This window comes from Rhodanobacter sp. DHB23, assembly GCF_014842975.1.
Lineage (GTDB): Bacteria > Pseudomonadota > Gammaproteobacteria > Xanthomonadales > Rhodanobacteraceae > Rhodanobacter_A.
The window spans coordinates 27,500-52,011 of the sequence record NZ_JACYXK010000015.1 but is presented as its reverse complement, the minus strand read 5'-3'; the positions used below and the strand labels follow the sequence as shown (position 1 = coordinate 52,011).

General features: G+C 69.2%; 26 protein-coding genes. 11 read left to right on the top strand and 15 right to left on the bottom strand.

Annotation, left to right across the window (positions count from 1 at the left end):
- Positions 1-4: 4 nt before the first annotated feature.
- From IHE47_RS01010 to pyrC, 5 genes are all read right to left on the bottom strand, one after another.
- Positions 5-1,204 carry an amino acid deaminase gene (locus IHE47_RS01010; protein WP_192103300.1) on the bottom strand — a complete coding sequence of 400 codons (1,200 nt, stop codon included), beginning with the start codon at positions 1,202-1,204 and terminating at the stop codon, positions 5-7.
- Between the two features lie 275 nt (positions 1,205-1,479).
- A complete protein-coding gene (gene trxC / locus IHE47_RS01005; protein ID WP_192103298.1) occupies positions 1,480-1,917 on the bottom strand; it encodes a thioredoxin TrxC in 438 nt (145 codons plus the stop codon).
- A 247-nt stretch (positions 1,918-2,164) separates the two neighbouring features.
- Positions 2,165-3,235 (bottom strand): flagellar motor protein MotB, encoded by a 1,071-nt coding sequence (gene motB, locus IHE47_RS01000; protein WP_192103296.1) that lies wholly within the window; start codon positions 3,233-3,235, stop codon positions 2,165-2,167.
- A complete protein-coding gene (motA, locus tag IHE47_RS00995; protein ID WP_192103295.1) occupies positions 3,232-4,101 on the bottom strand; it encodes a flagellar motor stator protein MotA in 870 nt (289 codons plus the stop codon). The genes motB and motA overlap by 4 nt, the downstream gene beginning before the upstream one ends.
- A 108-nt stretch (positions 4,102-4,209) precedes the next feature.
- Complete coding sequence (gene pyrC / locus IHE47_RS00990; protein ID WP_192103293.1) at positions 4,210-5,247, bottom strand: dihydroorotase; 1,038 nt, start codon at positions 5,245-5,247, stop codon at positions 4,210-4,212.
- A 63-nt stretch (positions 5,248-5,310) separates the two neighbouring features.
- Here pyrC and IHE47_RS00985 point away from each other — a divergent pair, with 63 nt between their 5' ends.
- From IHE47_RS00985 to IHE47_RS00970, 4 genes are all read left to right on the top strand, one after another.
- Positions 5,311-5,775 carry a helix-turn-helix transcriptional regulator gene (locus tag IHE47_RS00985; RefSeq protein WP_192103291.1) on the top strand — a complete coding sequence of 155 codons (465 nt, stop codon included), beginning with the start codon at positions 5,311-5,313 and terminating at the stop codon, positions 5,773-5,775.
- 28 nt (positions 5,776-5,803) lie between these two features.
- Positions 5,804-6,214, top strand: a complete 411-nt coding sequence (locus tag IHE47_RS00980) for a VOC family protein (protein WP_192103289.1) — start codon at positions 5,804-5,806, stop codon at positions 6,212-6,214.
- A 21-nt stretch (positions 6,215-6,235) separates the two neighbouring features.
- Positions 6,236-6,709 (top strand): DUF1801 domain-containing protein, encoded by a 474-nt coding sequence (locus IHE47_RS00975; protein ID WP_225561534.1) that lies wholly within the window; start codon positions 6,236-6,238, stop codon positions 6,707-6,709.
- A 101-nt stretch (positions 6,710-6,810) separates the two neighbouring features.
- Positions 6,811-8,406 (top strand): carboxylesterase family protein, encoded by a 1,596-nt coding sequence (locus tag IHE47_RS00970; RefSeq protein ID WP_192103287.1) that lies wholly within the window; start codon positions 6,811-6,813, stop codon positions 8,404-8,406.
- 133 nt (positions 8,407-8,539) lie between these two features.
- Here the strand turns inward: IHE47_RS00970 and IHE47_RS00965 are convergent, their stop codons facing one another.
- From IHE47_RS00965 to IHE47_RS00955, 3 genes are all read right to left on the bottom strand, one after another.
- Entirely contained in the window at positions 8,540-8,908 is a 369-nt protein-coding gene (locus tag IHE47_RS00965) for a hypothetical protein (RefSeq protein ID WP_192103285.1), read from the bottom strand.
- Positions 8,905-9,402 (bottom strand): polymer-forming cytoskeletal protein, encoded by a 498-nt coding sequence (locus IHE47_RS00960; RefSeq protein ID WP_343227414.1) that lies wholly within the window; start codon positions 9,400-9,402, stop codon positions 8,905-8,907. Before IHE47_RS00960 ends, IHE47_RS00965 begins: the two co-directional genes overlap by 4 nt.
- Before the next feature lie 155 nt (positions 9,403-9,557).
- Entirely contained in the window at positions 9,558-10,400 is an 843-nt protein-coding gene (locus IHE47_RS00955; RefSeq protein WP_192103281.1) for an MnmC family methyltransferase, read from the bottom strand.
- A gap of 142 nt (positions 10,401-10,542) precedes the next feature.
- On the opposite strand from IHE47_RS00955, the gene IHE47_RS00950 reads away from it, so the two are divergent.
- Positions 10,543-10,950, top strand: coding sequence for a hypothetical protein (locus IHE47_RS00950; RefSeq protein WP_192103279.1), 408 nt, complete (start codon positions 10,543-10,545; stop codon positions 10,948-10,950).
- Between the two features lie 121 nt (positions 10,951-11,071).
- Positions 11,072-11,626, top strand: a complete 555-nt coding sequence (locus tag IHE47_RS00945) for an NADPH-dependent FMN reductase (RefSeq protein WP_192103277.1) — start codon at positions 11,072-11,074, stop codon at positions 11,624-11,626.
- A gap of 75 nt (positions 11,627-11,701) precedes the next feature.
- On the opposite strand, the gene IHE47_RS00940 is transcribed toward IHE47_RS00945, so the two are convergent.
- From IHE47_RS00940 to IHE47_RS00910, 7 genes are all read right to left on the bottom strand, one after another.
- Positions 11,702-12,859 (bottom strand): isovaleryl-CoA dehydrogenase, encoded by a 1,158-nt coding sequence (locus tag IHE47_RS00940; RefSeq protein WP_192103275.1) that lies wholly within the window; start codon positions 12,857-12,859, stop codon positions 11,702-11,704.
- A gap of 210 nt (positions 12,860-13,069) precedes the next feature.
- Positions 13,070-13,933, bottom strand: coding sequence for a hypothetical protein (locus IHE47_RS00935; RefSeq protein ID WP_192103273.1), 864 nt, complete (start codon positions 13,931-13,933; stop codon positions 13,070-13,072).
- Positions 13,930-14,472: a hypothetical protein gene (locus IHE47_RS00930; protein WP_192103271.1), complete on the bottom strand. Its 543-nt coding sequence runs from the start codon at positions 14,470-14,472 to the stop codon at positions 13,930-13,932. The genes IHE47_RS00935 and IHE47_RS00930 overlap by 4 nt, the downstream gene beginning before the upstream one ends.
- Before the next feature lie 152 nt (positions 14,473-14,624).
- Complete coding sequence (locus IHE47_RS00925; protein ID WP_192103270.1) at positions 14,625-15,446, bottom strand: CsgG/HfaB family protein; 822 nt, start codon at positions 15,444-15,446, stop codon at positions 14,625-14,627.
- A 274-nt stretch (positions 15,447-15,720) separates the two neighbouring features.
- A complete protein-coding gene (locus IHE47_RS00920) occupies positions 15,721-18,087 on the bottom strand; it encodes an MMPL family transporter (RefSeq protein ID WP_192103268.1) in 2,367 nt (788 codons plus the stop codon).
- Positions 18,084-18,698: an outer membrane lipoprotein carrier protein LolA gene (locus IHE47_RS00915; RefSeq protein WP_192103266.1), complete on the bottom strand. Its 615-nt coding sequence runs from the start codon at positions 18,696-18,698 to the stop codon at positions 18,084-18,086. The genes IHE47_RS00920 and IHE47_RS00915 overlap by 4 nt, the downstream gene beginning before the upstream one ends.
- Before the next feature lie 121 nt (positions 18,699-18,819).
- A complete protein-coding gene (locus IHE47_RS00910) occupies positions 18,820-19,923 on the bottom strand; it encodes a Glu/Leu/Phe/Val dehydrogenase (protein WP_192103263.1) in 1,104 nt (367 codons plus the stop codon).
- Between the two features lie 434 nt (positions 19,924-20,357).
- On the opposite strand from IHE47_RS00910, the gene tssB reads away from it, so the two are divergent.
- From tssB to tssE, 5 genes are all read left to right on the top strand, one after another.
- Positions 20,358-20,876 carry a type VI secretion system contractile sheath small subunit gene (tssB, locus tag IHE47_RS00905; protein WP_192103261.1) on the top strand — a complete coding sequence of 173 codons (519 nt, stop codon included), beginning with the start codon at positions 20,358-20,360 and terminating at the stop codon, positions 20,874-20,876.
- 3 nt (positions 20,877-20,879) lie between these two features.
- Positions 20,880-22,373: a type VI secretion system contractile sheath large subunit gene (gene tssC / locus IHE47_RS00900; RefSeq protein ID WP_192103255.1), complete on the top strand. Its 1,494-nt coding sequence runs from the start codon at positions 20,880-20,882 to the stop codon at positions 22,371-22,373.
- A 202-nt stretch (positions 22,374-22,575) separates the two neighbouring features.
- The gene (locus IHE47_RS00895) at positions 22,576-23,079 is read left to right on the top strand and encodes a type VI secretion system tube protein Hcp (protein WP_192103249.1); all 504 of its coding nucleotides are present in this window, start codon (positions 22,576-22,578) and stop codon (positions 23,077-23,079) included.
- 54 nt (positions 23,080-23,133) lie between these two features.
- Positions 23,134-23,931 (top strand): type VI secretion system accessory protein TagJ, encoded by a 798-nt coding sequence (locus tag IHE47_RS00890; protein WP_343227413.1) that lies wholly within the window; start codon positions 23,134-23,136, stop codon positions 23,929-23,931.
- 4 nt (positions 23,932-23,935) lie between these two features.
- Positions 23,936-24,439 (top strand): type VI secretion system baseplate subunit TssE, encoded by a 504-nt coding sequence (tssE, locus tag IHE47_RS00885; protein WP_192103245.1) that lies wholly within the window; start codon positions 23,936-23,938, stop codon positions 24,437-24,439.
- Positions 24,440-24,512 lie beyond the last annotated feature (73 nt).

Sequence of the window (24,512 nt, the reverse complement as noted above, 5' to 3'; positions counted from 1 at the left end):
TCCGCTAGAAGAGCGTCGGCATCGCTTCCAGCACGCGCAGCTCGTCATCGACGCACAGGATCTGCCGCCACTTGTCGAACGTCAGGCAGGGATGGGAGGCGCCGAACGACACGATGTCGCCGATGCGGAGGTCGGTGCCGGCGGGGATCGCCAGCATGGTGTGCTGGTCCATCACCTTGCGGGTCACGCAATCCTGCAGCGGCTGCGCCGGCGCGCCGGGGCGGTGCCGTTGCAGCGGGATCGGCAGGTCGGGGTCGCAGGAGATGTCGCGCTTGCCCATGGCGACCACGGCGAGGCCGGGTTCGGGCAGCGACTGCACGTGCGCGAACACGGCCAGCGCCGGTTGCAGCCCGCCTTCGAGTCCGGGGTGGCGGGCCTTCACCTCGGCCAGCGCATCGCGATACAGGCGGTGGTCGTGGACGACGTAGCAGCCAGGCCGCAGCACGGGCGTGCAGCGTTCGCGCAGGTCCGCCCGGTCGAACGCCTCGGCGATCAGGTCGAACCACTGCGAGCCCGCCGCGGTGACGATCGGCTTGCGGTCGGCGAACGCCTTCGAGTCCATGAGCCTGTGCAGGGTCGCGACCAGCCTCCCGGCGTAGGCGCGGACGCGGTCGGCGGCATGCTCGCCGCCGATCAGGCCCTCGTAGCCCTCGATGCCGCACAACGTGATGGCCGGTGCGGCCGCGATGGCATCGACCAGTGTCGCGAGCGCGGATTCGTCGCGCACACCGCAACGGCCGCCGGGCACGCCGAGTTCGACCAGCACCTGCAGGGCCAGGCCGCGCTCCCCGAAGAACCGGTCCAGCGCCGCGACGTTGGCCACGCTGTCAACCAGGCAGCAATAATCCGCGCCGCGCCCGATCAGGTCGGCGACGATCGCCATGTTGGGCGCGCCGACGAGCTGGTTCGCCATCAGCAGGCGGGTGACGCCGTGTTCGAAGGCCGTGGCGCACTGCGTGGCCGTGGCCAGCGTGATGCCCCAGGCGCCGGCGTCGAGCTGGCGCCGGAACAGCGCGGGCGTCATCGTGGTCTTGCCATGGGGCGCGAGCCGCGCGCCGTGCTCGTCGGCGAAGCGCTGCATCCAGGCGATGTTGTTGGCCAGCGCCGGCTCGAGGATCGCGGCGGCCGGCAGGCTCACGTCCTCGAGTAACGACTTGCCGGTGACGGGACTGCCTTTTTCCAGTGGCTGCATGCGTAGGGTCATGGGCTGCGGGTCGGTCGGGAGTTGGCGATCGGTGGCGTGGCGGCAAGCATTGGAACACGCGCCACCCGGGACGGTGCCGGCGAGGATGCCGCGTGGGGACGCTGCGCCGTCCGTTGCCATTCTGGCATCGACGCCATGCGCGAGGGCGGATGGAGATGCCGTCCGTGGCCCGTCATGGGATGGCTGTCTCCGTCGGCACCGTGATCGGTGGGGATGTTCCGCACGCCGCGGATCGAGCCGCCGGCCGGGCCGCATCGCCGCGGTGGCGTCGGTCGCTATGCGCCCTGCGCGTGCACCCATTGCACGATGCCTGCCGCCTGCATCGCGCCAGCCTGGCGCGCGACCTCGCGACCGCCCTTGAACAGCGCCAGGGTGGGAAGGCTGCGGATGGCATGGCGGGTGCCCAGCGCCGGTTCGGCGTCGGTGTCGACCTTGAGCAGGCGCACGCGCGGTTCGAGTTGCGCGGCGGCCTGCGCGAAGTGCGGCGCCATCATGCGGCAGGGGCCGCACCAACTGGCCCAGAAGTCCACCAGCACGGGGATGTCGTCGCGGGCGAGGTGTTTCTGGAAGCCGGCCGCGTCGACGGCCAGCGGGTGGCCGGTGAACAGCGCCTGGTGGCACTTGCCGCAGGTGGGCGACGCGCCCAGGCGCCCGACCGGCACGCGGTTCACGGCCTGGCAGTGCGGGCAGACGAGATGCAGCGGATCGTTCATGGCATGGCCCCGGGGCCGGATCTGGCGTTGCACGGGATATGGGGCCGGTGCCGTCGATCTCCACGGGCGTGGTGACCGGTACGGGCTGCGCGCCGTTCCTGCGCGCGCTGTCCGCCACCGTGTCCCGATCCCGCTGTCCCGCGGGTCGGCCGGCATGCGTGGGCGGATATGCCCAGCGGTCCTGCGTGCCGGCACGGGCGCCGAGGGGGCGGCATCTGACGAGTCCGGCACCCGCGTCAGGCGTCGCTCAACCGGCGCCTTGCCGGCTGCCCGCGGCGTGCAGTACGGGCGGTACCGGCAGCGTGGCGATGGTCGGGGCCGGCTGGCCGGCCGGCGCGGCCTGGACATGCGCGCTGCCTGCCGGTGCAGGCGCGGACGGCGTGTCAGGCTTCGGTGTCGCCGGTGCCGCACCGTCCTTGCCCGGCAGGAGGGCGCTGTCCACCATGCCGCTGGAAAGCGCCGCCGCTTCGGCCTGCCTGGTCATCACGATGATGCTGATGCGCCGGTTGACCGGGTCGCCGGGGTTGGCCTTGTCCAGCGGCACCGAGGCGGCCAGCCCCACCACGCGGCTCACCTTGTCGTCCAGCAGGCCACCGGCGATCAGCGCGCGGCGCGCGGCGTTGGCGCGGTCGGTGGACAGTTCCCAGTTGCTGTAGCCGTCGTTGCTGTCGTAGGACGCATCGTCGGTGTGGCCGGTGATGCTGATGTGGTTGGGCACGCGGTTGATGAACTTGGCCAGGTCGCCCAGTATCACCTGCGTGTAATCCTTCAGCCGCGCGCTGCCCAGGTCGAACATCGGCCGGTTGAGCTTGTCCACGATCTGGATGCGCAGGCCCTCGGGCGTGATGTCCAGCAGCAGCTGGTCCTTGAACGGCGCCAGCGCCTGGCTGTTCTGGATGGCCGCGTTCAGTTCGTCCTTCAGTTCCTGCAGGTGCGCGCGGTCGAGTTCGCTTGCGCGCTTTTCGATCTCGGCCTGCGAAGGGGTGCCGACCGGGCCGTTGTGGTGGTCCTTGCCGGGGCCGTGCGAGAGGTCCATCGCGCCACCGAGCTGGATCATGGAGTCGCTGGCGCCGCCGGGACCCATCTGGCCGGGCGGCGCCAGCGTGGCGTTGCCCGGCGTGGCGCTGGGGTTGCGGAAGTATTCGGAGATCGCCGCCTTCTGCTGGCGCGTGCCCACGCCGATGATCCACATCACGAGGAAGAACGCCATCATCGCGGTGACGAAGTCGGCGTAAGCCACCTTCCAGGCGCCGCCATGGTGGCCGTGGCCGCGCTTCTTCACCCGCTTGATGATGATCTGCGGGGGGATGTCGCTCATGCGCCGGCTCCGGCGTGCACCTTGCCGAGGTGCTCCTCCAGGTCCTGGAAGTTCGGGCGCGCATGCGCGGAAAGCACCTTGCGGGCGAACTCCACCGACACCTTGGGGTTGTAGCCGCGCAGGTTGGCCAGCAGGCCCACCTTGACGCACTCGAAGGCCTTGTTGTCCTCGCGCACGCGCGCCTCCATCGCCGCCGCCAGCGGGCCGATGAAGCCGTAGCACAGCAGGATGCCCAGGAAGGTGCCGACCAGCGCGCCGGCGATGTGCTCGCCGATCTGCGAGGTGTCGCCGGAGAGGTTGGACATGGTGGTGACGATGCCGAGCACGGCCGCCACGATGCCGAAGCCCGGCAGTGCGTCGGCCATCTTCGCCACCGCCAGCGCGGGCACCTCCGCTTCCATGTGGTGGGTCTCCACTTCGGCGTCGAGCAGCGTCTCCAGCTCGATCGCCTCCATGTTCCCGCCCACGATCAGGCGCAGGCAGTCGGTGATGAATTCCACCAGGTGCCGTTCGCCGAGCAGGCGCGGATAGGCGGCGAACAGCGAGCTCGACTGTGGGTCCTCGATGTGCGCCTCCATGCCGAGCAGGCCTTCCCTGCGCATGACGCTGAAGAGGTCGTACAGCAGCGAAAGCAGGTCCAGGTAGTCCTGCTGGCGGTAGGCGGGACCCTTGACCAGGGTCACCACTTCGCGCAGCGAGGCCTTCACCACCTTGGCGGGGTTGGCGGTGAGGAAGGCGCCGATCGAGCCGCCGAAGATGATCAGCAGTTCATAGGGTTGCCACAGGGCCAGCAGGTGGCCGTGCGACAGCACGTAACCGCCCAGCACGCAGCCGATCACCACCAATGACCCGACGAGTACCAGCATGTATCGACTCCGTATGACGCGCGTGTTGTTATCGACGGGGTATCGGTCGCTGCGCGTGGAGCTTGAGCGCGACGGCGCGTGGCGCCATCGATCGTGCGGGTGGCGTGGCTACGCCAGCGACCAGGCGACGTCCTGTCCGGCGCGGAACGGGATGCAGCTGCCGTCGGCGAAGGGCAGGGCGTCCGGCACGGTCCAGGGCCTGCGTTCCAGCGTGATCTTCCCGCTGTTGCGCGGCAGGCCGTAGAAATCGGGGCCATGGAAGCTGGCGAAGGCTTCGAGCCGGTCGAGCCCGCCGGCCTGTTCGAAGGCCTCGGCGTACAGCTCGATGGCGGCATGCGCGGTGTAGATGCCGGCGCAGCCGCAGGCCGCCTCCTTGGCCTCGCGCGCGTGCGGCGCGCTGTCGGTGCCGAGGAAGAAATGCGGGTCGCCGCCGGTGGCGGCTTCCACCAGGGCCTGGCGATGCGTCTCGCGCTTCAGCACCGGCAGGCAGTAGTGGTGCGGGCGGATGCCGCCTTCGAAGATCGCGTTGCGGTTGAGCAGCAGGTGGTGCGCGGTGATGGTGGCGCCCACGTGCGCCGGCGCCTCGCGCACGAACTCCACCGCGGCGCGCGTGGTGATGTGCTCCAGCACCATGCGCAGCTTCGGGAAGCGCGCGCGCAGCGGCACCAGGTGGCGGTCGATGAACACCTGCTCGCGGTCGAAGATGTCCACGCCGGGGTCGGTGACTTCGCCGTGCATCAGCAGCGGCAGGTCGTGTTGCTCCATCGCTTCCAGCACGGCCTGCACGTTTGCCAGGTCGCGCACGCCGGCCTGCGAGTTGGTGGTGGCGCCGGCGGGGTAGTACTTCACCGCGTGCACGATGCCGCTGGCCTTGGCGCGCGCGATTTCCTCCGGCGTGGTGGCTTCGGTGAGGTACAGCGTCATCAGCGGCTGGAAGCGCGTGTCCGCCGGCAGCGCGGCGAGGATGCGCGCGCGGTAAGCCTCGGCTTGCGCCAGCGTGGCCACCGGCGGCTTGAGGTTGGGCATCACGATGGCGCGGCCGAACTGGCGTGCGGTGTCCGCCACCACCGAGCCCAGCGCGGCGCCGTCGCGCAGGTGCAGGTGCCAGTCGTCGGGGCGGGTGAGGGTGAGGCGTGTGGCGGTCATGGGGACGGTTCGGCAGGCGGATCGGGGGCGCCATGGTATCGCGGGCGTGGGATGATGGTGCCGATGAGCAGCAGACCTGCCCCGGCGCATTACCTGCGCGACCTCGTTCGGCTGCGCCGCGTGCGCGACCGCATCGACCGCGAATACGCACAGCCGCTGGACGTGGAAGCGTTGGCGCGCGGCGTGCACATGTCGGCCGGGCACCTCAGCCGGCAGTTCAAGCTGGCCTTCGGCGAATCGCCCTACAGCTACCTGATGACACGGCGCATCGAGCGCGCGATGGCGCTGCTGCGCCGTGGCGACCTCGGCGTCACCGAGGTCTGCTACGTGGTGGGTTGCGCCTCGTTGGGCACCTTCAGCACGCGCTTCGCCGAACTGGTCGGCATGTCGCCCAGCGCCTATCGACGCGAAGCGGCGCGCGCAACGGTGGAATTGCCGTCCTGCGTCGCGCGGCAGGTGACGCGACCGGTCAGGACGCAACCGATCAGGAATGGAGAAGCGCCGGCCGATGCGTCCGAACTAGCATGATGGCTCCCTTCACTGCGAGTACGTCGCCATGGACATCAGCATCCACGCAAGCTTCCTCCCGCACGACGATCCGGACGCCTCGCTGGCGTTCTACCGCGACACGCTCGGCTTCGAGGTGCGCAACGACGTCGGCTACAACGGCATGCGCTGGATCACGATGGGCGCGGCCGGCCAGCCCGGCACTTCCATCGTGCTGTATCCGCCAGTCGCCAGTCCCGGCGTCACCGATGACGAGAAGCGCACCATCGCCGAGATGATGGCCAAGGGCACCTTCGCGACCATGCTGCTGGCCACGCCGGACCTCGATGCCGCCTTCGAGCGGATCCAGGCCAGCGGCGCGGAGATCGTCGAGGAACCCACCATGCAGCCCTACGGCGTGCGCGACTGCGCCGTGCGCGACCCGGCCGGCAACCTGCTGCGCGTGCAGGAACGGCGCTGAGATACCGACGAGGAGATCACGATGAGTCCTGCTGCAAAGAAGACCCCTGCCAAGACCGCCGCGGCGCCCGGCAAGAAGGCCAGCTTCAGCGCCGGGGAAAAAGCCGCGATGAAGGCCTATGCCCAGGAGCTGAAGGCGCAGGCACGCGCCGACCGGACCAGGGAGGACGGCGAGCGTGAGGTGCAGGCGGCGATCGCCGCGATGCCGGCGGCCGACCGTGCCCTGGCCGCGCGGGTGCATGCCCTCGTCAAGGCCCATGCCCCGGCGCTGGTGCCGAAGACCTGGTACGGCATGCCGGCGTATGCCCTGGACGACAAGGTCGTCTGTTTCTTCAAGGACGCGCAGAAGTTCAAGGACAGGTACGCCACCCTCGGTTTCAACGACAAGGCCAGGCTCGACGATGGCGCCATGTGGCCCACCGCCTTCGCGCTCACGGCCATGAACGCCGAGGTGGAGAAGCGCATCGCCGCGTTGCTGAAGAGGGCGTTGGGCTGAGCGCTGCGTTTCCGGCCGGCATGCGTGCGGCGGGATGTTTTCCCACACGCCCGGCGATCTCCCTAAGATGGGACTTTGCTCCCTGACCAAGGCAGTTCGCCATGCGCAAGGCTCTTCCGTGTCCGTACCGCGTCGTCCTGGGGTTGTTGCTCGCATCGTCGGCCCCATGGGCCGCAGCCGCCGACGCCGCGCCCATAGTGCACGTCGGTACCGGCAGCTTGTCAGGCATCCATGATGCCAAGGCTGGCCTGGACGAGTTCAAGGGCATCCCCTACGCTGCGCCACCGGTCGGCGCCTTGCGCTGGAAGCCGCCGCAGGCCGTGGCCGCGTGGAGCGGCGTGCGCGCGGCCGACCGCTTCGGGCCGCGCTGCATGCAGCGGCCGTTGTACGGCGACATGGTGTTCCGTTCCAACGGCATGAGCGAGGACTGCCTCTACCTCAACGTGTGGACGCCCGCACACCGGGACAAAGGCAAGCTCCCGGTGCTGGTGTACTTCTACGGCGGCAGCCTGCTGGCGGGCGATGGTTCGGAGCCGCGTTACGACGGCGCCAGCCTCGCGCGGCGCGGCATCGTCACCGTCACGGTGAACTTCCGCCTCGACGTGTTCGGCCTGCTCGCCTTGCCCGCGCTGGCCGCCGAGTCGCCGCAGCATGCCAGCGGCAACTACAGCCTGATGGACATGACGGCGGCGCTGCGCTGGGTGCAGGACAACATCGCCGCGTTCGGCGGCGATCCGGCGCAGGTCACCATCGGCGGCGAGTCGGCGGGCTCGATGGCGGTGTCGGCGCTGATGGCCTCGCCGGCGGCGCAGGGGCTGATGCAGCGCGCGATCGGCGAGAGCGGCGCGGTGCTCGGCAACCTCAAGCCGATGCCGCTGGCCGAGGCCGAGCAGAAGGGCACGGACTTCATGCGCAAGGTGGGCGCGCGCTCGCTGGCGGACCTGCGCGCGATGCCGGCGGACACGTTGATGAAGGCGCTGGGCAGTTCGGACAGCGGCGGCTTCGACATGACCATCGACGGCGCCGTGCTGCCGCGTTCGCCGGAGGACATCTACGCCGCCGGCGGGCAGGCGCACATCCCGCTGCTGGTCGGTTCGAATTCGCAGGAAGGTTTCTATGCGGCCCTGCTCGACCAGCAGGCGCCCACGCCGGCCAACTACCGCGCCGGCGTGCGGAAACTGCTGGGCGCAGAGCACGTGGACGAGGCGCTCAAGCTGTATCCGGGCAACGACGAGGCGGAAGTGAAAGCCTCCGGCACCGCCTTGTCGGGCGACCAGTTCATCGCGTTCTCCACCTGGCGCTGGATGGACTGGCAGTACCGCACCGGCGGCGCGCCGGTCTATTACTACTACTTCGGGCAGCCGCGCCCGGCGAAGCGCGACGGCAGCGCCGGCCCGGGCACCGGCGCGGTGCACAGCGGCGAGATCGAATACGCGCTGGGCAACCTGGCCGGCAACAAGGTCTATGCCTGGACGGATACCGACCGTCGCGTCTCGGCCACGATGGAAGGCTACTGGGCCAACTTCATCAAGACCGGCGACCCGAATGGCGCGGGCCTGCCGTACTGGCCGGCGGTGGCGGCGCAGGACGGCGGCCTGTTGCGCCAGGTGATCGGCGCGGATACGCACGGCGTCGTCGACCGCAACGCGGCGCGCTACGAATTCCTGCAGCGCGTGGAGCCCGACGCGCACCTGTGACGATCGCGGCACGGCGACGGCATCGCGCACGGAGCAAGCGATCCGGTGGGGCTGGCTCCTGCCGGGCTGCCACGCCGGATCCGCCACGCGGCAGCTGAGCGTGACTGCCCGAACCGGATCGTCCCCGATCCCGTCAGTAGGGCCGCGTGCGCTTGCCGCCCGTGCCGGCAGCGGCGGCCTGCATCTCGACGCTCAGGGTGAAGGTGCGTTGTTCGTCCGGCTGCATCGCGCCGACGCCCACCAGCTTGCGCGCGATCTCCTCGCCGCGTTCGTTGCGGATGGTCAGCACCATCGAGTATTCCCACGCGCCGCTGTCGGGGTTGCGGAAGCTGCCTTCCACGCGCAGCGGCACGGCTGCCGCCGCCGTGGCTGCGTCGGTCGATTCGCTGAAGCGCAGCTTGTGGCGGCAGGCGGGGCACACGCTCGCACTTTCGAGGATGGTCTCCCGGCAATGCGGGCAGCTGCGCGTCGCCCCGGCCGTGCCCGGGCGTGCGGCGGTCACGAAGCGGTGCCGCCGTGCCCGCGGGAGCCGTCCTTGTCGTCCCAGCCGAACTCGACCTGGCCGCGCATGCGCGAGCCGGCCGCCACGCTGAGCGATGCGGCCTTCAGGTCGCCGCTCAGCGCGCCGCTCTGCAGCAGCTCCACGTGCACCGCGGATTCGATGTTGCCGACCAGCTCGCCGGCGATGGTGACCTTCTCCGCGCGCACGCTGCCGGTCACCCTGGCGCCGGCCTCGATGGTGAGGTCGCCGCGCACGTTGATGTCGCCCTTGAAGCTGCCGGCGATGCGCACGTGGCCCGCGCCTTCGATCTTGCCTTCGATGGTGATGTCGGGCGCGATCAGCGATTCGGCCTTGGGCTTGCCGGGTGCGGCCACGGCCGCGGGGGCCGGTCGGGGTGCCGGTTGCACCGGTGCTGCCGCTTCGGATCGGGTTTCCGGGATGTCGAGGCGCGCCTGATCCGCGGTTTCGGGTGCCGCGTTGCTGGGGGACTTCACGGGCTCTTTCCACAGGGCCATGGCGGGGCTCCGGTTTGCTCGGGGGGAGATCGAGCGTACCCCCTGGGCGACGGCGATGGAAACCGCGGCAGACAGCCCGTGTTCATGGCGCGGAGGCCGGCGTGCCATCGATTGGCGCGGGCAGGCGGCCGGGTTCAGCGCCGCGTCGCCAGCACTCCGTCCAGGGTCAGCTGGGGCTTGAAGCCGGCTTCCTGCAGCCGCTGCGCCACTTCGCGCGGCACGTCGCGGCCGCTGGTGAGCTTGTTCGGGCTGCCGGTGTAATGGAACAGGCGGCCGCCCCGGCGCAACACGCGGGCGAGTTGCCGGTAGAACGCGAGCGAGTACAGCTCGCCCGCGATGCCGAAACGCGGCGGGTCGTGCAGCAGCGCATCCACCGAGGCGTCGGCGAGCTGCGCGATGGCCTGCGACACGTCCGCGTGGACTAGCTGCAGGCGCCCGCCGCTGGCAGGCGCCGCCGGGTCGGGCGACCACGGGTTCAGCGTGCGCAGCCACAGCACGTCGGGATTCTTCTCGAAAGAGCGGATGTGCGCCGCGCCCGCGTCCAGGCAACAGGCGGCGAAATAGCCCATGCCGCCACAGGTATCCAGCACGGCCTTGCCGCGCGGCTCGACCAGCGCCACCTTGCGGCGCGCGTCGTCCAGCGGCGACTCCTTCGAGGTGGGCAGCATCTTGATGCCGTCGATCTCGAAGGTGGGTACGTTCCACTCGGTGGGCACCAGCTTGATGAGCGAACCGGAGAAGCGCGCCGCCGCCGCGAACGCTTCGCCGTCCCAGTAATGGATGGTGCGGTCCTTCAGCGCGGCAGGCCAGGGGTAGCTTTCGCCGCGCCATTGCCAACCGTCCGCCTGCAGTGACGCGGTGCCGCTGCCGTACCCCAGGTCCAGCGAGCCGTGCCATTCGGTTGCGCCGGCGTCGCGGGCGGCAAGCAGCGCGTCGGCGGTGGCGCGGGTCAGCAGGGGGCCGGTGTAATGCGGCACGGCGGGCGATCCTGGTGGATGGTCGCGCATCGTAACGCAGGCATGGCGCCGGCCGGCATCGGGCTCCTTTCCGCTTTCCTCACGGTGGCCGCGCCATAGTCGGCGGACTGCGGCGCGTGCCGCGACGTTCGGGAGTCGTGCCATGACGAAGTGTTCCATGCATGCATTGCCGGCCCTGCTGCTGGCGCTTGTCCTGCCGATGGCGGCCCAGGCAGCCGATGCGGGTGGCGCGGCGTCGAAACAGGTGGCGACGGCCGCCGCGCACGCCGGCATGGCGCTGGGGGCGGCGGACCTGGCGACCGCGCATGCGCATCTGCATCACGTAGTGAACTGCCTGGTCGGCGCCTCGGGCAAGGGCTTCGACGCCAAGGCGGAAGATCCCTGCAAGGGCATGGGCAACGGAGCCATTCCGGACGCCAAGGGCGACGTCGCGACCTTGGACCGCCTGAATGCGGCGCTGGCGCAGGCCGAGCAGGGCCTGAAGGCGGCCTCGCTGGATGCCGCCCATGCCGACGCGAAGCAGGTCATGGAGACCCTGCAGGCGAAATAGCCGCCTGCGCCCATGGCGTGCGTGCATCGGTCACGCGCACCGCGCAGACTGGCCGAGCCGTGCGCGCCATGATCCCGATGCGCCGCGCACGAATGTCCTTATCCCGGTGGAGCAATCGAGCATGAGCACGATCAAGGTGGCGGTACTGGTGGGCAGCCTGCGCAAGGCGTCGATCAACGCGCGGCTGGCGAAGGCGGTGGCGCGGCTGGCGCCGAAGGAATTCGTCTTCGAGCACGTCCGCATCGACAACCTGCCGCTGTACAACCAGGACTTCGATGCCGACTATCCGGCCGAGGCGCGGCGCCTGAAGCAGGAGATCGAGGCCGCGGACGCCTTGCTGTTCGTCACGCCGGAATACAACCGCGGCATACCCGGCGTGCTGAAGAACGCGCTGGACATCGCCTCGCGCCCCTGGGGCACGAATTCCTTCGCCGGCAAGCCGGGGGCGGTGATCGGCGCCTCAATCGGCTCCACCGGCAGCGCGCTGGCGCAGCAGCACCTGCGCAACGTGCTGGCCTATCTCGACGTGGCGACGATGGCGCAGCCGGAGGTGTACGTGCAGTTCAGGGACGACGGCCTGATCGACGCCGAAGGCCATGTCGCGAACGACGACACGCGGAAATTCCTGCAGGCGTTCGTGGACCGCTACGTGGCGTGGGTGAAGCGGCACGCGTGAGCCCGGTTCCGCGGGCGCGCTCCCGGTGCGGGCAACCGCATGCCGGGAACGCGCCGGCATGCGCCGCGCGTGCGGTCACGCCTTGCCGTGGAACAGTTCCCGCCCGATCAGCATGCGCCGGATCTCGTTGGTGCCCGCGCCGATCTCGTACAGCTTGGCGTCGCGCAGCAGGCGGCCGGCGGGGAACTCGTTGATGTAGCCGTTGCCGCCCAGCGACTGGATCGCCTCCAGCGCCACCTTCACCGCGTTGGTCGAGGCGTTGAGCAGGCAGGCGGCGGGATCGATGCGCGACTTCACGCCGCCGTCGAACTGCTGCGCCACCATGTAGGCGAAGCCGCGCGAGGATTGCAGCGCGGTGTACATGTCGGCCACCTTGGCCTGCATGATCTCGAAGGTGCCGATCGGCGCGTTGAACTGCTTGCGCTCGCGCACGTAGGGCAGGGTGAGGTCCAGCGCCGCCTGCATCAGGCCGATCGGGCCGCCGGAGAGCACCAGGCGCTCGGTGTCCAGGCCGCTCATCAGCACGCGCACGCCTTCGTTCACCTCGCCCACGATGTTCTCGGCGGGGATCTCGCAATCCTCGAACACCAGCTCGCAGGTGTTCGAGCCGCGCATGCCGAGCTTGTCCAGCTTCTGCGCGGTGGAGAAACCCTTCATGCCCTTCTCGACGATGAAGGCGGTCATGCAGCGGCTGCCCGCCGGACGTGGCGCGGTGCGCATGTACACCAGCAGCACGTCGGCGTCGGGGCCGTTGGTGATCCACATCTTCGAGCCGTTGGCGACCCACGCGCCGCCCTTCAGCTCGGCCTTGCAGCTCATCGAACCCACCACGTCGGAGCCGGCGCCCGGCTCGCTCATCGCCAGCGCGCCCACGTACTCGCCCGAGCACAGCTTGGGGATGTACTTCTGCCGCTGCGCCTCGTTGCCGTTGTGGAAGATGTTGTTGACGCACAGGTTGGAGTGCGCGCCGTAGGACAGGCCCACCGAGCCCGAGGCGCGCGAGATCTCCTCCATCGCCACCATGTGCGCGAGGTAGCCCATGCCGGTGCCGCCGTATTCGGTCGGTATCGTCATGCCGAGCAGGCCCAGCTCGCCGAACTTCTTCCACAGGTCGGCCGGGAACAGGTTGTCGTGGTCGATCTGGGTGGCGCGCGGGGCGATCTCCTTCTCCGCGAAGGCGTGCACGGTGTCGCGCAGCAGGTCGATTTCTTCGCCGAGCGGGAAGGGGCGCATCGCAGGCTCCTGATTGTGGGTTCCAAGCCGGCGAATGGTAGCGCGTCAGGGTGGATTCGCCCTGACGCGATGCACCAGCGGGCGGGCTTTCCTGTGCCCCTGGGTGTGGAAGCGGCATACCGTTCAGCCCGGCCTGCCGCTGGCCGGAATCGCCCGCCGGGCGATGCAGGCCGCTTCCGGTGAAACGAGGGAAGCCGCGGCGGCATCGACTCAACCGTGCCGGGGTTCCGTTGCATGGGGGTGGGACAACGCACCGGCATCGGGCGGGCTGAACACGGCGAGCCGCGCCTCCGCCAGCACGCCGGGTGCTTCGATGCGGCAGGCGAACATGCCCATGCCGCCCTCTTCGTGGAGATCGCGCCGCGCCTCGACGCGCAACAGGCTGCCGGGTGCGAACGTCGCCACGTTGCAGTTGTAGCGGCGCGTGCCGAGCAGGAAGCCGGGTCGCACCGGCGTGCCGTGTTCCCGAGCCTGGCAACCGGCCCAGGCGGCAATGGCCTGGGCCATCAGCTCCACGCCCACCCATGCGGGCAAGGCGCCGTCGGCATCGTGGAACAGGCCGCGCGCCGGTACGACGCGGCTGCAGCATGCATGCCCGGGACCGTGCTCCAGCACGGCGTCGAGCAGGATCATCTCGCCAGCGTGCGGCAGCAGTTCCGCGATGGCGTCGGGTGTCGGGACGGGCGGTGCCATCGGGACATGGTCGCCAGCCTGGCGTTCCTGCGGCGCAGCCAGCACGAGGCGGCCGGTGGAATGCTGCCGCTCGCCGTCGTGGAATGCGAAGTGCAGCCTGCCGCGTGCACCGTCGTGGCGTAGCACCAGCGTCGTGTGCTCGCCCGGTTGCATGATGTGTTGGAACTTGAGCGCCTCCATTTCGTGGCAATGCGGCGAGGTCCCCAGGTGCGACGCGGCCAGTTGCAGTGCCCAGCCGACCTGCGCCACGCCGGGCAGCACCGGCGCCTGCGGGAAGTGGCCGGGGAAATAGTCGAGATCCGCGGGGACGGCCAGCTGCAGCGTGCAGTTGTCGCCATCGCGCTGCTCGTCGAGGATGGCCGGAGCGGTGCGCGTGCTCACGTGCCCACCCGCAGACGCCTGCGCAGCAGCCACTCGCCCGCGAACAGCACGCCCATGAGCAGGTAGGCGAGCAGGCCGTTGTACAGCGTCCACCACGCCAGCGGCGCCCACAGCGTGAGCGCTGCCGACACCGTGGCGTTGAACACGAAGAAGCCCACCCACACCCAGGTGACCTTGCGCGTGTAGGGGATGGCCGCATCCGGCAACCCGGGGTCGCTGGCGCGCGCAATGCGTTCCACCACGGGCGGGCCGACGACGAGGCTGAGGCCGAAGGCGGACAGCAGGAACAGGCTGATCAGGGTGGGATACCAGCGCAGCAGGGAGGATTCGCCACCCACCGCCAGCAGCACGCAGTAGCCCAGCGCCACGCCCAGCATCCAGCGTCCGCCCGGTTCGCGCCACAGGAAGGGGGCGCGCAGCAGCCACGCCGCCGCCAGCACCAGTGCGAACGCGCGCGGCGACACCGTCGTCATGCCGGCATAGACCAGGAACGGGTACAGCACGCCGACCAGCGGCAGCAGGATGGAACCGGGTTTCATGGTGTTGCCGCTGGAAGCATCGAATCGTCCGGTGCGCGGATGGCGTCGCGCGTCTGCAGGCGCGAGGATGCCATTGCCGGCCCCGAAAAGTCGCGAGCCCGGGAAAATCCCGGGCTCGCGTTGGTTGGCACTATCGGTGCGGCGGCAGGTGGTCAGTTGCTGCCCTGCACCTTCATCGCGCCGCCGGTGCCCGGGCCGCCCTCGATGTTCTGCGCCTTGTAGTTGCGCACGGAGCGCACGAGGTTGTTGTACGAGTCCATGAAGGCCGCGACCACCACCTTGCCCTCGGCCGTGTTGGTGTAGGCACCCAGGGCACCCACCGCCGACACGCCGCCCAGGGCGCCGAAGCCGCCGAAGTCGATGTTCTTGGCGCTGCCGGCCGCGGCGGCGATCTGCACGCCGGAACGGTTGTCGTCGAGGATCAGCATGGTGCTGGCCGACTTGGCGTGCATGCTGCCCGCCGCCGCACCCGCGACCAGGCCGCCCACTCCGGGAATGAGGCCGGCGAGACCGGCCGCCGCGCCGCCGGCGTTGTTGTTGGAGAAGGTCACCGACGGTACCAGCGTGTAGTCGGCCGACACCATCTGGCCGCCGTGGTAGTTGGAGTTCTGGCGCAGCTCGCCGGCCTTGGCCAGCTCGCGTTCCTGCATGGCGGCGTTCAGGCCGGCGGCGCGGTCCACCACCATGAAGCAGTTCGACTGCTGGATCATCAGGCGCAGCACCGGCGTGGTGCCCGGCAACTGGTACTGCGTCGTCAGGATCTGGTACCAGTTCTCGCCGGTGTGCTCGTCGACGGCCACGGTGCCGAGCGGCGTGGGGCAGTGCTCGAGCTGCGAATTGGCGCCCTGGGCGTTGCCGCCTGCGGCGCTGCCGGAGGCGACGGTGTTGTCTCCACCCATCTGCATGGTGGCGCAGGCGGAAATGGCGAGCGGCAACAGGGCGGCGGCGAGGAGGCGGGGCAGCTTCGTGTTCATGGGTCAATCCCTTGCGTGAATTTGTGGGCGACGAGCAAGGGCGCGCTTGTCTGGACGAGCGCGCTCGAAGGAGCCATCCGCAAGTCGTTCCCCTGTTCGGCGCTACCGGCATTGGTGCCGGCAGGGCGCGGCCAGACTATCCGAGAGCCTGTTGGACGGGTTGTAGGGGAATTCTGATTTTCCGCTGCCCGGTCGCGATCGACGCGGTATGCGTGGAGGCAAGGCCGTGCATGGGGATGCATCGGCGCGGGCTGTCCATGATCGCGTGATGACGTCACGCCTTCGGACGCGTGACATGGGCCGACCGGCTTGCCGGCACCAGCAGCGCGGTGAAGGCGATGCCGAGCAGCAGGGTAAGCCCGAAGTCGCGCAGCGCGGGCATCGAGCTCAGCGCCAACAGGCCGAAGGAGAGCAGGGCGGTGAGCGCGGAAAGCAGCACGCTGGCGTACATCGCGCCGGGTTTGTCGGCGGCGTGCGGCTCGCCCTCGTGCAGGAACACGGCGTAGTTTGCGCCCACGCCCAGCACCAGCATCAGCGCCATGCCGTGGAACAGGGTCAGCGGCTGGCCGAGGTAGCCCAGCGTGGCGAGCGTCAGCGCGATGCCCAGCACCGGCGGGGCCAGCACCCGCGGTGCGCGGCGCCAGCCGTAGCGCCAGCCGAACACCGGCACGATCAGCAGCATCGCGGCGAACAGCCATGCGCCGGCATAGCCGCGATAGCGGCCGAACAGCTTCGACACGCTGGCCGGCTTGTCCACCAGCTGCACGCCGGCCAGGCCGGCGCCGGCCCGTGCCAGCGTGGCCTCGCCGACACTGCCCTGCGGCAGTACCAGCGAGGCGCAACCCTGCGCGTCGCAGCCCATCCACAGCGGGCGGAACGGCGTGGACAGCGGCGTCTTCAGCCAGTCGGCCAGTCGCAGCGGCATGCCTGGCCATGCGGCGAGGTACGCGGCCATGGCATCGGCGCGGAAGCCGGTGTCGACGAGCGTCTTGCGCAGGCGCGCTGGATCGTCGAACAGCCTGGCGAGCAGGGCGTGGTCGCGTGCCTGCCGCGCCTGCGAAGGCACCATGCCGGCGAGGCCCGTCCAGCCTTCGAGGCTGCCGTCGTCCACCAGCGCCTGCAGGCGCTGCTCCAGGGCTTCCTCGCGTTGCAGGGTCTGCTCGGTGTCCCTGCCTTGCACGAGCCAGAACTGGCTGGCGTTGCCCAGTCCGCTGATCTCCCGGATCCGCTGCTCCTGCGCCGTGAGTCCGGCAGGCTGCGCGATCAGGTGGTGCACGTCGTCGTCGTGGTGCAAGTGCAGCCAACCGGGCGACGCGAGCAGCAACAGCAGGGCGGCGAGGCCCGCGCCGCGCCGGCCGCGCGCGGGCGCGGCCAGCATCCGCTGCATGGCGTGGGCGCCGCGCACCAGCGCGGGCGTGACCGGCCTCGCCGGGCGTTGCAACAATGCGGGAAGCAACCAGAACACGCTGGAACAGGCGGCGATCATGCCGCTGATCGCGAACACCGCCATCTGGCGCAGTGCCGGGAACGGCACCAGGCCCAGCAGCGCATAACCCAGCAGCGACGTGCCCAGCGCCAGCAGCAGCGCGGGGCGCACCTGCCGCAGTCCTGTGCCGGCCTGCCATCGCGCGCCGGCGTTGGCGCGGGCGCTCAGGTACTGGATCGAATAGTCCACTGCCTCGCCCAGCAGCGCCGCACCGAAGACCAAGGTGAGCAGGTAGAGCTGGCCGAACACCAGCAGCGAGACGGTGGTCGCGGCGACCACGCCCACGGCCGTGGAAAGGAAGGCGAGCAACAAGGCTCCGGGGGAACGGAACGCGCCGAGCAGCAGCAGCGCGATCCCCAGCATGGAGATCCAGCCCACCCGGTCCACGTCGCGCTTCGCGTCCGCGCGGGCGGCGGCGGCGTAGAACACCGCGCCGGTTTGCAGCACCCGTGTGCCAGGGTAGGCGTCCTCGACCTGCCGTTCGGCCACGCGCAATGCATCCAGGGTGCGGTGCTGCACGTCGTCGTCGTAGGAGGAGCCCTTGAGCGTGGCGGTGACCAGCACGTAGGTCGCGTCGTCGCGGTGCGCCACCAGCAGGTCGTCTTCGGGCAGCAGCGGCGAGCGGCTCCATGGCTGTTGCGCCAGCCAGTGCTGCAGCCAGCCGAACGGATCGTCGGCCAATGGCACGCCCACGCCGGTGAGGAACGGCTCGTTGAGCCGCTGCGCCAGCGCCTGCGCGGGGTCGAAGCTGGATTGCGCAAGCGCGGCGCGGTCGGCGTCGGCGAGCAGCCAGTCGCGATGCGCGAGATATGGGGCGATCAATTGCTGCAGATCGAACGGCGGCAGTTCGGCGGCGATGGTGCCGAACACTCCGTGCGCGGCCAGTGCCTTGCCCAGCGCACGGGCGGCATCCTTGGCGCGGGCGTCGTCGCCGTTCGAGACCAGCAGCACCACGCGGTCGCCATTGGCGTGGGCGAGTCGTTCCACCGTGGCTTCGGCCAGCGGGTTCTGTTCGGTGGCCGGCAGCATGGCGAGCAGGTCGGTCTGGATCGGCGGCTTGCCGCGGCCGAACAGCAGCCAGGCACCCAGCCCGGCGATCATCAGGGTGGCGACGGCGAACAGGCCGGCGCGCAGCTGCAAGGCCCGTGGCGTCATGGCCGGCCGAGGAGTGCGCGCCTTTCCAACGCGGTGAGCGGGCCGGCGTCGCGGGTGTGCTCGAAACGGATCTCGGTGCGGCTGCCGTCCTGCATGGCGATGGCGATGCCCTGCAGGTAATCGCTGCCGGCCAGGGTGATGCCGGCCAGCACCTGCGCCATGCGCGCCTGTTTCGGCACGAAGCGCAACGTCCATTGCGCGGGCGTGCCGCTGGCTTCCACGTTGAACTGGCGCCGCGCCTCGTCCAGCTTGCCGCCCAGCAGGCCTTGCAGCATCTGCGATACCTGGCTGATGCCGCGGTCGCCGTGCATGGGCGTGGCCTTGCCGTCCGCATCGATGCGCACGTTGCGGTTGCCGGTGAGCGCCAGCGTTTCCCGGTAGGGCGTGGTGGTCTGCCACAGCATGCCGTGCCCCAGCACGAACAGCAGCTGGCCCGCGCTCACCTGGGGCTTGTCCAGCGCGGGATTGCTGCGGGTCTGGGTGAAGTCGGCGCGCACGGCATCGTGCCGGCCCAGCCCGGCCAGCACGTTCTGCAGCAAGGCGTCATCGGCCTGCGCGCGGACGAATGGCGCAAGCAGGCAGAGCAACAGCAGGATCACCGGGCGACGCATGCGCTTCCTCCGTATCGGCCATGCAGTTTCGGGCAACGGGGCGGGATTTTGAACCCGCCCCGAAACGGACAGGCCGCCTTGCGGCGGCCTGTTCGCTGGAACCCGCGGCGGAGCAGCCGGCTTACTGGCCGCGCATGCGACCCTGGAAGCGGGTGCCGCCGTTGCCCATGTGCGGCAGCTTGATCCTGCCGATCGCGTTGATGCGCTCCTCGGCGAGGCGGTCGGCGGCCTTGTAGGTGGGCACGCCCTGGGTCTTGCTGATCTCGAAGATGCGGCCCAGGTTGTAGTAGATCGTGCGCATCATGCGCATCGCGCGCTCGCGGTTGTAGCCGTCGATCTCCAGCGACACGTTCATCACGCCGCCGGCGTTGACCGCGTAGTCCGGCGCGTACAGCACGCCGCGGCGCTGCAGCTCGTCGCCGATCTCGTCGGTGGCCAGCTGGTTGTTGGCGGCGCCGCAGATGATCTTCGCCTTGATGCGGTCGATGGTCTGCGCGTTGACGGTACCGCCCAGCGCGCACGGCGAGTACACGTCGGCGTCCACGTCGTAGATCTCGTCCAGGCCCACGGCCTCGCAGCCCAGCTCGTCGACGCAGCGCTGCACGGCGTCCTTGTTGATGTCGGTGACGAACACCTTGGCGCCCTGCTCGCGCAGCAGCTTGATGAACTCGCTGCCGACGTGGCCGCAGCCCTGCACGGCGAAGCTGTACTTGCCCACGTCCTCGTTGCCGTGCTTGAAGTTAAGCGCGGCCATCAGGCCCTGCAGCGTGCCGTAGGCGGTGAACGGCGAGGGGTCGCCCGAACCGCCGTGCACCTGGTGCACGCCGGTGACGTACTCGGTCTCGCGGAACACGTATTCCATGTCGTTGACGTCGATGCCGACGTCCTCGGCGGTGATGTAGCGGCCGTTGAGCGAGTTGACGAAGCGGCCGAACGCGCGGAACAGCGCCTCGGACTTGTCCTTGCTGGGGTCGCCGATGATCACCGCCTTGCCGCCGCCCAGGTTCAGGCCGGCCACGGCGTTCTTGAAGGTCATGCCGCGCGACAGGCGCAGCACGTCGTTCACCGCCTCCTGCTCGGTCTTGTACGGCCACATGCGCAGGCCGCCGAGCGCGGGGCCCAGCACCGTGTTGTGGATCGCGATGATGGCCTTCAGGCCGGCGTCCTTGTTGTGGCAGAAGACGACTTCTTCGTGACCCGTGTGGGCGATGGTTTCGAAAATCATTGGTACGGCGACTCCGTGGAAAGGTGCCCGGGGGCATCCAGGAATGGCGGCATCTCGCGATGGCCGCCAGGGGGACTGCAACGACGCGGCCACGCCACCCCGAGCGGGTCGGGACGACGAACCAAGTCGGACATTCTAGTACGCCGGTCCGCGCGGGCCGTGCCGCGACGCAGCACGTCGGGTTTCCGGTCTCCCGTCAATCATGAATGAAAGATGAATGATTCTGGCCGGCATGAACGCCTTTCAGGGTTGGTTGCGCATTGGACAGTGAGGGGAATTCCCGGCGGCGTCGTTTCGTCGCGCAGGGGGCCAGGCTCGACCGGAACCCGGGGGCGCGCGAGGTCATCGCGCGCCCCCGGGTTCCCGCGGCAACCGCGTGCAGGGAAAGCCGATACCTCGCATCCAGGCAGTACCTACGTCCCGGGAGACTACGCATGGCCAAGCAGAGCAGTCAGAAGTTCATCGCGCGCAACCGTGCGCCGCGGGTGCAGATCGAGTACGACGTCGAGGTCTACGGTGCGCAGAAGAAGGTGCAGGTGCCGTTCGTGATGGGCGTGATGTCCGACCTGTCCGGCGCGAACAACGCGGAGTTGCCGGCCATCGAGGACCGCAAGGCGCTGGAGATCGACGTGGACAACTTCGACAGCCGCCTGCAGTCGATGAAGCCGCGCGTCTCCTTCGCCGTGCCGAACACGCTCACCGGCGAGGGCAACCTCAACGTGGACATCACCTTCGAGAGCATGGACGACTTCTCGCCCACCGCCGTGGCCCGCAAGGTCGGTGCGGTGGCCAAGCTGCTGGAGGCGCGGACCCAGCTCGCCAACCTCGGCACCTACATGGACGGCAAGGCCGGAGCTGAGAAGCTGATCGCGCAGGCCATCAACGATCCGGCGCTGCTGCAGTCGCTGGTGTCTGCAGCCAAGCCCGGCGACGCCGGCAAGGACGGGGAATAAACCATGGCAACCGAGAAACTGGCCGAACAGGGCGGCGAAGTCCAGACCCTGGTACCCGACGATTTCGCCGCGCTGCTCAGCAAGGAGTTCAAGCCCAAGAGCGACCGCGCCAAGGAAGAGGTGGAGTCGGCCGTCCGCACGCTCGCCGAGCAGGTGCTGAACAAGGCCGACATCGTCTCCGACGACGTCACCCAGACCATCAACGCCTACGTGGCCGAGCTGGACCGCAAGATCAGCGAGCAGCTCAACCTCGTCATGCACCATGCGGACTTCCAGAAGCTGGAAAGCGCCTGGCGCGGCCTGCACTACCTGGTCAACAACACCGAGACGGATCAGCAGCTGAAGATCCGCGTGATGAACATCTCCAAGAAGGAGCTGGGCAAGACGCTGAAGCGCTACAAGGGCACGGCGTGGGACCAGAGCCCGATCTTCAAGAAGATGTACGAGGAAGAGTACGGCCAGCTCGGCGGCGAACCCTACGGCTGCCTGATCGGCGACTACTACTTCGACCACAGCCCGCCGGACGTGGAGCTGCTGGGCGGCATCGCGCAGGTGGCGGCGGCCGCGCACGCGCCCTTCATCGCCGCGGCCAACCACACCCTGATGGGCATGGACAGCTGGAGCGAGCTGGCGAACCCGCGCGACCTCGCCAAGATCTTCTCCACGCCCGAGTACGCCTCGTGGCGCTCGCTGCGCGAGTCGGACGACGCCAAGTACCTCGGTCTGGCCATGCCGCGCACGCTGGCGCGCCTGCCTTACGGCGTCGCGACCGACCCGGTGGAGGAATTCGATTTCGAGGAGGACACCTCGGGCGCCGACTCGTCCAAGTACACCTGGCAGAACGCCGCCTACGCGATGGCGGTGAACATCAACCGCTCGTTCAAGGAATACGGCTGGTGTTCGCGCATCCGCGGCATCGAGTCGGGCGGCGCGGTGGAAGGCCTGCCGGTGCATACCTTCCCCAGCGACGACGGCGGCGTGGACATGAAGTGCCCGACCGAGATCGCCATCACCGACCGCCGCTCGGCCGAGCTGGACAAGATGGGCATGATGCCGCTGGTGCACCGCAAGAACTCGGACATGGCCGCCTTCATCAGCGCGCAGTCGCTGGCCAAGCCGGAGGAATACGACGACCCGGATGCCACCGCCAACGCCGCGCTGAGCTGCCGCCTGCCGTACATGTTCGCCTGCTGCCGCTTCGCGCATTACCTGAAGTGCATCGTGCGCGACAAGATCGGTTCGTTCTCCAGCCGCGAGTCGATGCAGAACTGGCTGACCAACTGGGTCATGCAGTACGTCGACGGCGACCCGACCAACTCCAGCGAGGAGACCAAGGCGCGCAAGCCGCTGTCAGCGGCGGAGGTGGTGGTGGAGGAGGTGGAAGGCGCACCGGGGTACTACACCTCGAAGTTCTTCCTCAAGCCGCACTACCAGCTGGAAGGCCTCACGGTGTCGTTGCGGCTGGTGTCGCGGCTGCCTTCGGCGGCCAAGGCCTGAGCTGTCCCGGCAGGGGCGTGGCCGCGACCTGCGGCTGCGTCCGCCGGATTCGGGAGAGGAAAGGCCGGTGCCGCGGCATCGGCAAACACCGGGCATCGTCTGCGCGACATCGCGATGAAGGCGGCGACGGACGTGTGGCAACCGGCGGGGACGACCCGGCCGGGCGGATCAATTCATCAACAGGCGATCGAGGAGAAGGTTCATGGCATTCGACATGCACATCAAGTTCGGCTCGGGCAAGGTCAAGATCGAGGGCGCGTCCAACCACAAGAAGCACAAGGGCGAGGTGCCGATCCTGGCGTGGTCGTGGGGCGTCAGCAACACCGGCGACCTGCACAGCGGCGCGGGTTCGGCCAGCGGCGGCAAGGCGCACGTGCAGGACATTTCCGTCACCAAGTACGTGGACGGCTGCTCCAATGCGCTGCTCAACGCCTGCTGCACCGGCGGCCGCATCGATCAGGCCTGGCTGTACGTCACCAATGCCACCGGCGAGCAGACCGACTTCCTCACCATCGAGCTGAGCGAAGGCGTGTTGATCACCTCGGTGTCCACCGGCGGCAGCGGTGGCGAGGACAAGCTCACCGAGAACATCACCCTGCACTTCGGCAAGTTCAAGTACTCGTTCCAGCCGCAGGACGACAAGGGCGGCAAGGACGGCGGCACCAAGGACTTCACCTTCGACATCCAGCAGGTGGCCAGCGCCTGAGCCTGACCGGCTACTTGCAGTCGCCTCGTTTGGCCGACCCCTCAAGCACGGAAAGTGGACATGGCTGCGGAAAACTTGCTCAAAGAAGGTCGGTTGGACGAGGCGCTGCAGGGCTTGACCGCGCAGGTGCGCGGCAACCCCGCAGACGCCAAGGCGCGGGTGTTCCTGTTCCAGTTGCTGGCCCTGCTGGGCCAGTGGGAGCGGGCGCAGAACCAGTTGAAGGTGAGTGGCGAGCTCGACCCGCTCAACATGCTGATGGTGGAGGCCTATGGGCGCGCCCTGGCCGGCGAGCTGGATCGCCAGCAGGTGATGGCCGGTGCGCGTTCGCCCATGGTGATCGGCGAGCCGGCGCAATGGCTGGCGCTGCTGTTGCAATCGCTGAAGCTGCAGGCGGAAGGCCGGCACGTGCAGGCGCAGCCCCTGCGCGAACAGGCCTTCGAGCAGGCCGACGCGGTGGGCGGCGAGATCGACGGCACGCCGTTCGAATGGATCGCCGATGCCGACTCGCGCTTCGGGCCTTGCCTGGAAATGATCGTCAACGGCGGCTATGCCTGGGTGCCGTTCACGCGGATCAGGAAGCTGGAATTCGACGCGCCCGCCGACCTGCGCGACAAGGTATGGGCGCCGGTGCAGGTGACGTGGAGCAATGGCGGGCAGGCGGTGGGCTTCGTGCCCAGCCGTTACCCCGGCACCGAGCGCATGCAGGACAGCGAACTGGTGCTGGCGCGCCGCACCGACTGGGTCGACCTCGGCGACGAATGCTTCGCCGGCTCCGGCCAGCGCATGCTGGCCACCGACGCGGGCGATTACCCGCTGTTGGACATCCGCAGCATCACCTTCAACGCGGCCTGAAACCATGGCCGAGCTCACCACGCAGGAACGCCTGCAGCCGTCGCTGCTCGACCGCCTCACCGACGACGAACCGGGCAAGGCCGACGAGAGCCGCGAGAAGCGCGTGATCTCGGCCACGCGCCTGCGCGACTGCGTGGCGCGCGACATGTCCTGGCTGCTCAACTGCGTGAACCTGCGCGCGGACGCCGAACTGGCGGACTACCCGGAAGTGGCGACCTCCGTGCTCAACTTCGGCATTCCCGACCTCACGGGGGCGGCGCTGTCCGGCATCAAGGCCGACGCGCTGCAGCGCCAGGTGCGCGACGCCATCCTCGCCTTCGAGCCGCGGCTGACGCCCGGCACGCTGAACGTCACCGTGCAACTGGACGACAAGCGCATGGACCGCCGGTCGCTGGTGTTCAACATCGCCTCGGAAATGTGGGCGCAGCCGATTCCGCTGAACCTCTACCTCAAGACCGCGGTGGATCTGGAGACGGGCCGCTTCAACGTGTCCGAGAGCTTCGGTTGAGAGCGGGAGCCTGCCCATGACCCGCAAGCATCCCGCGTTGTCATCGAGTGGCCGCCAGGTGGTAGTGCGTGGC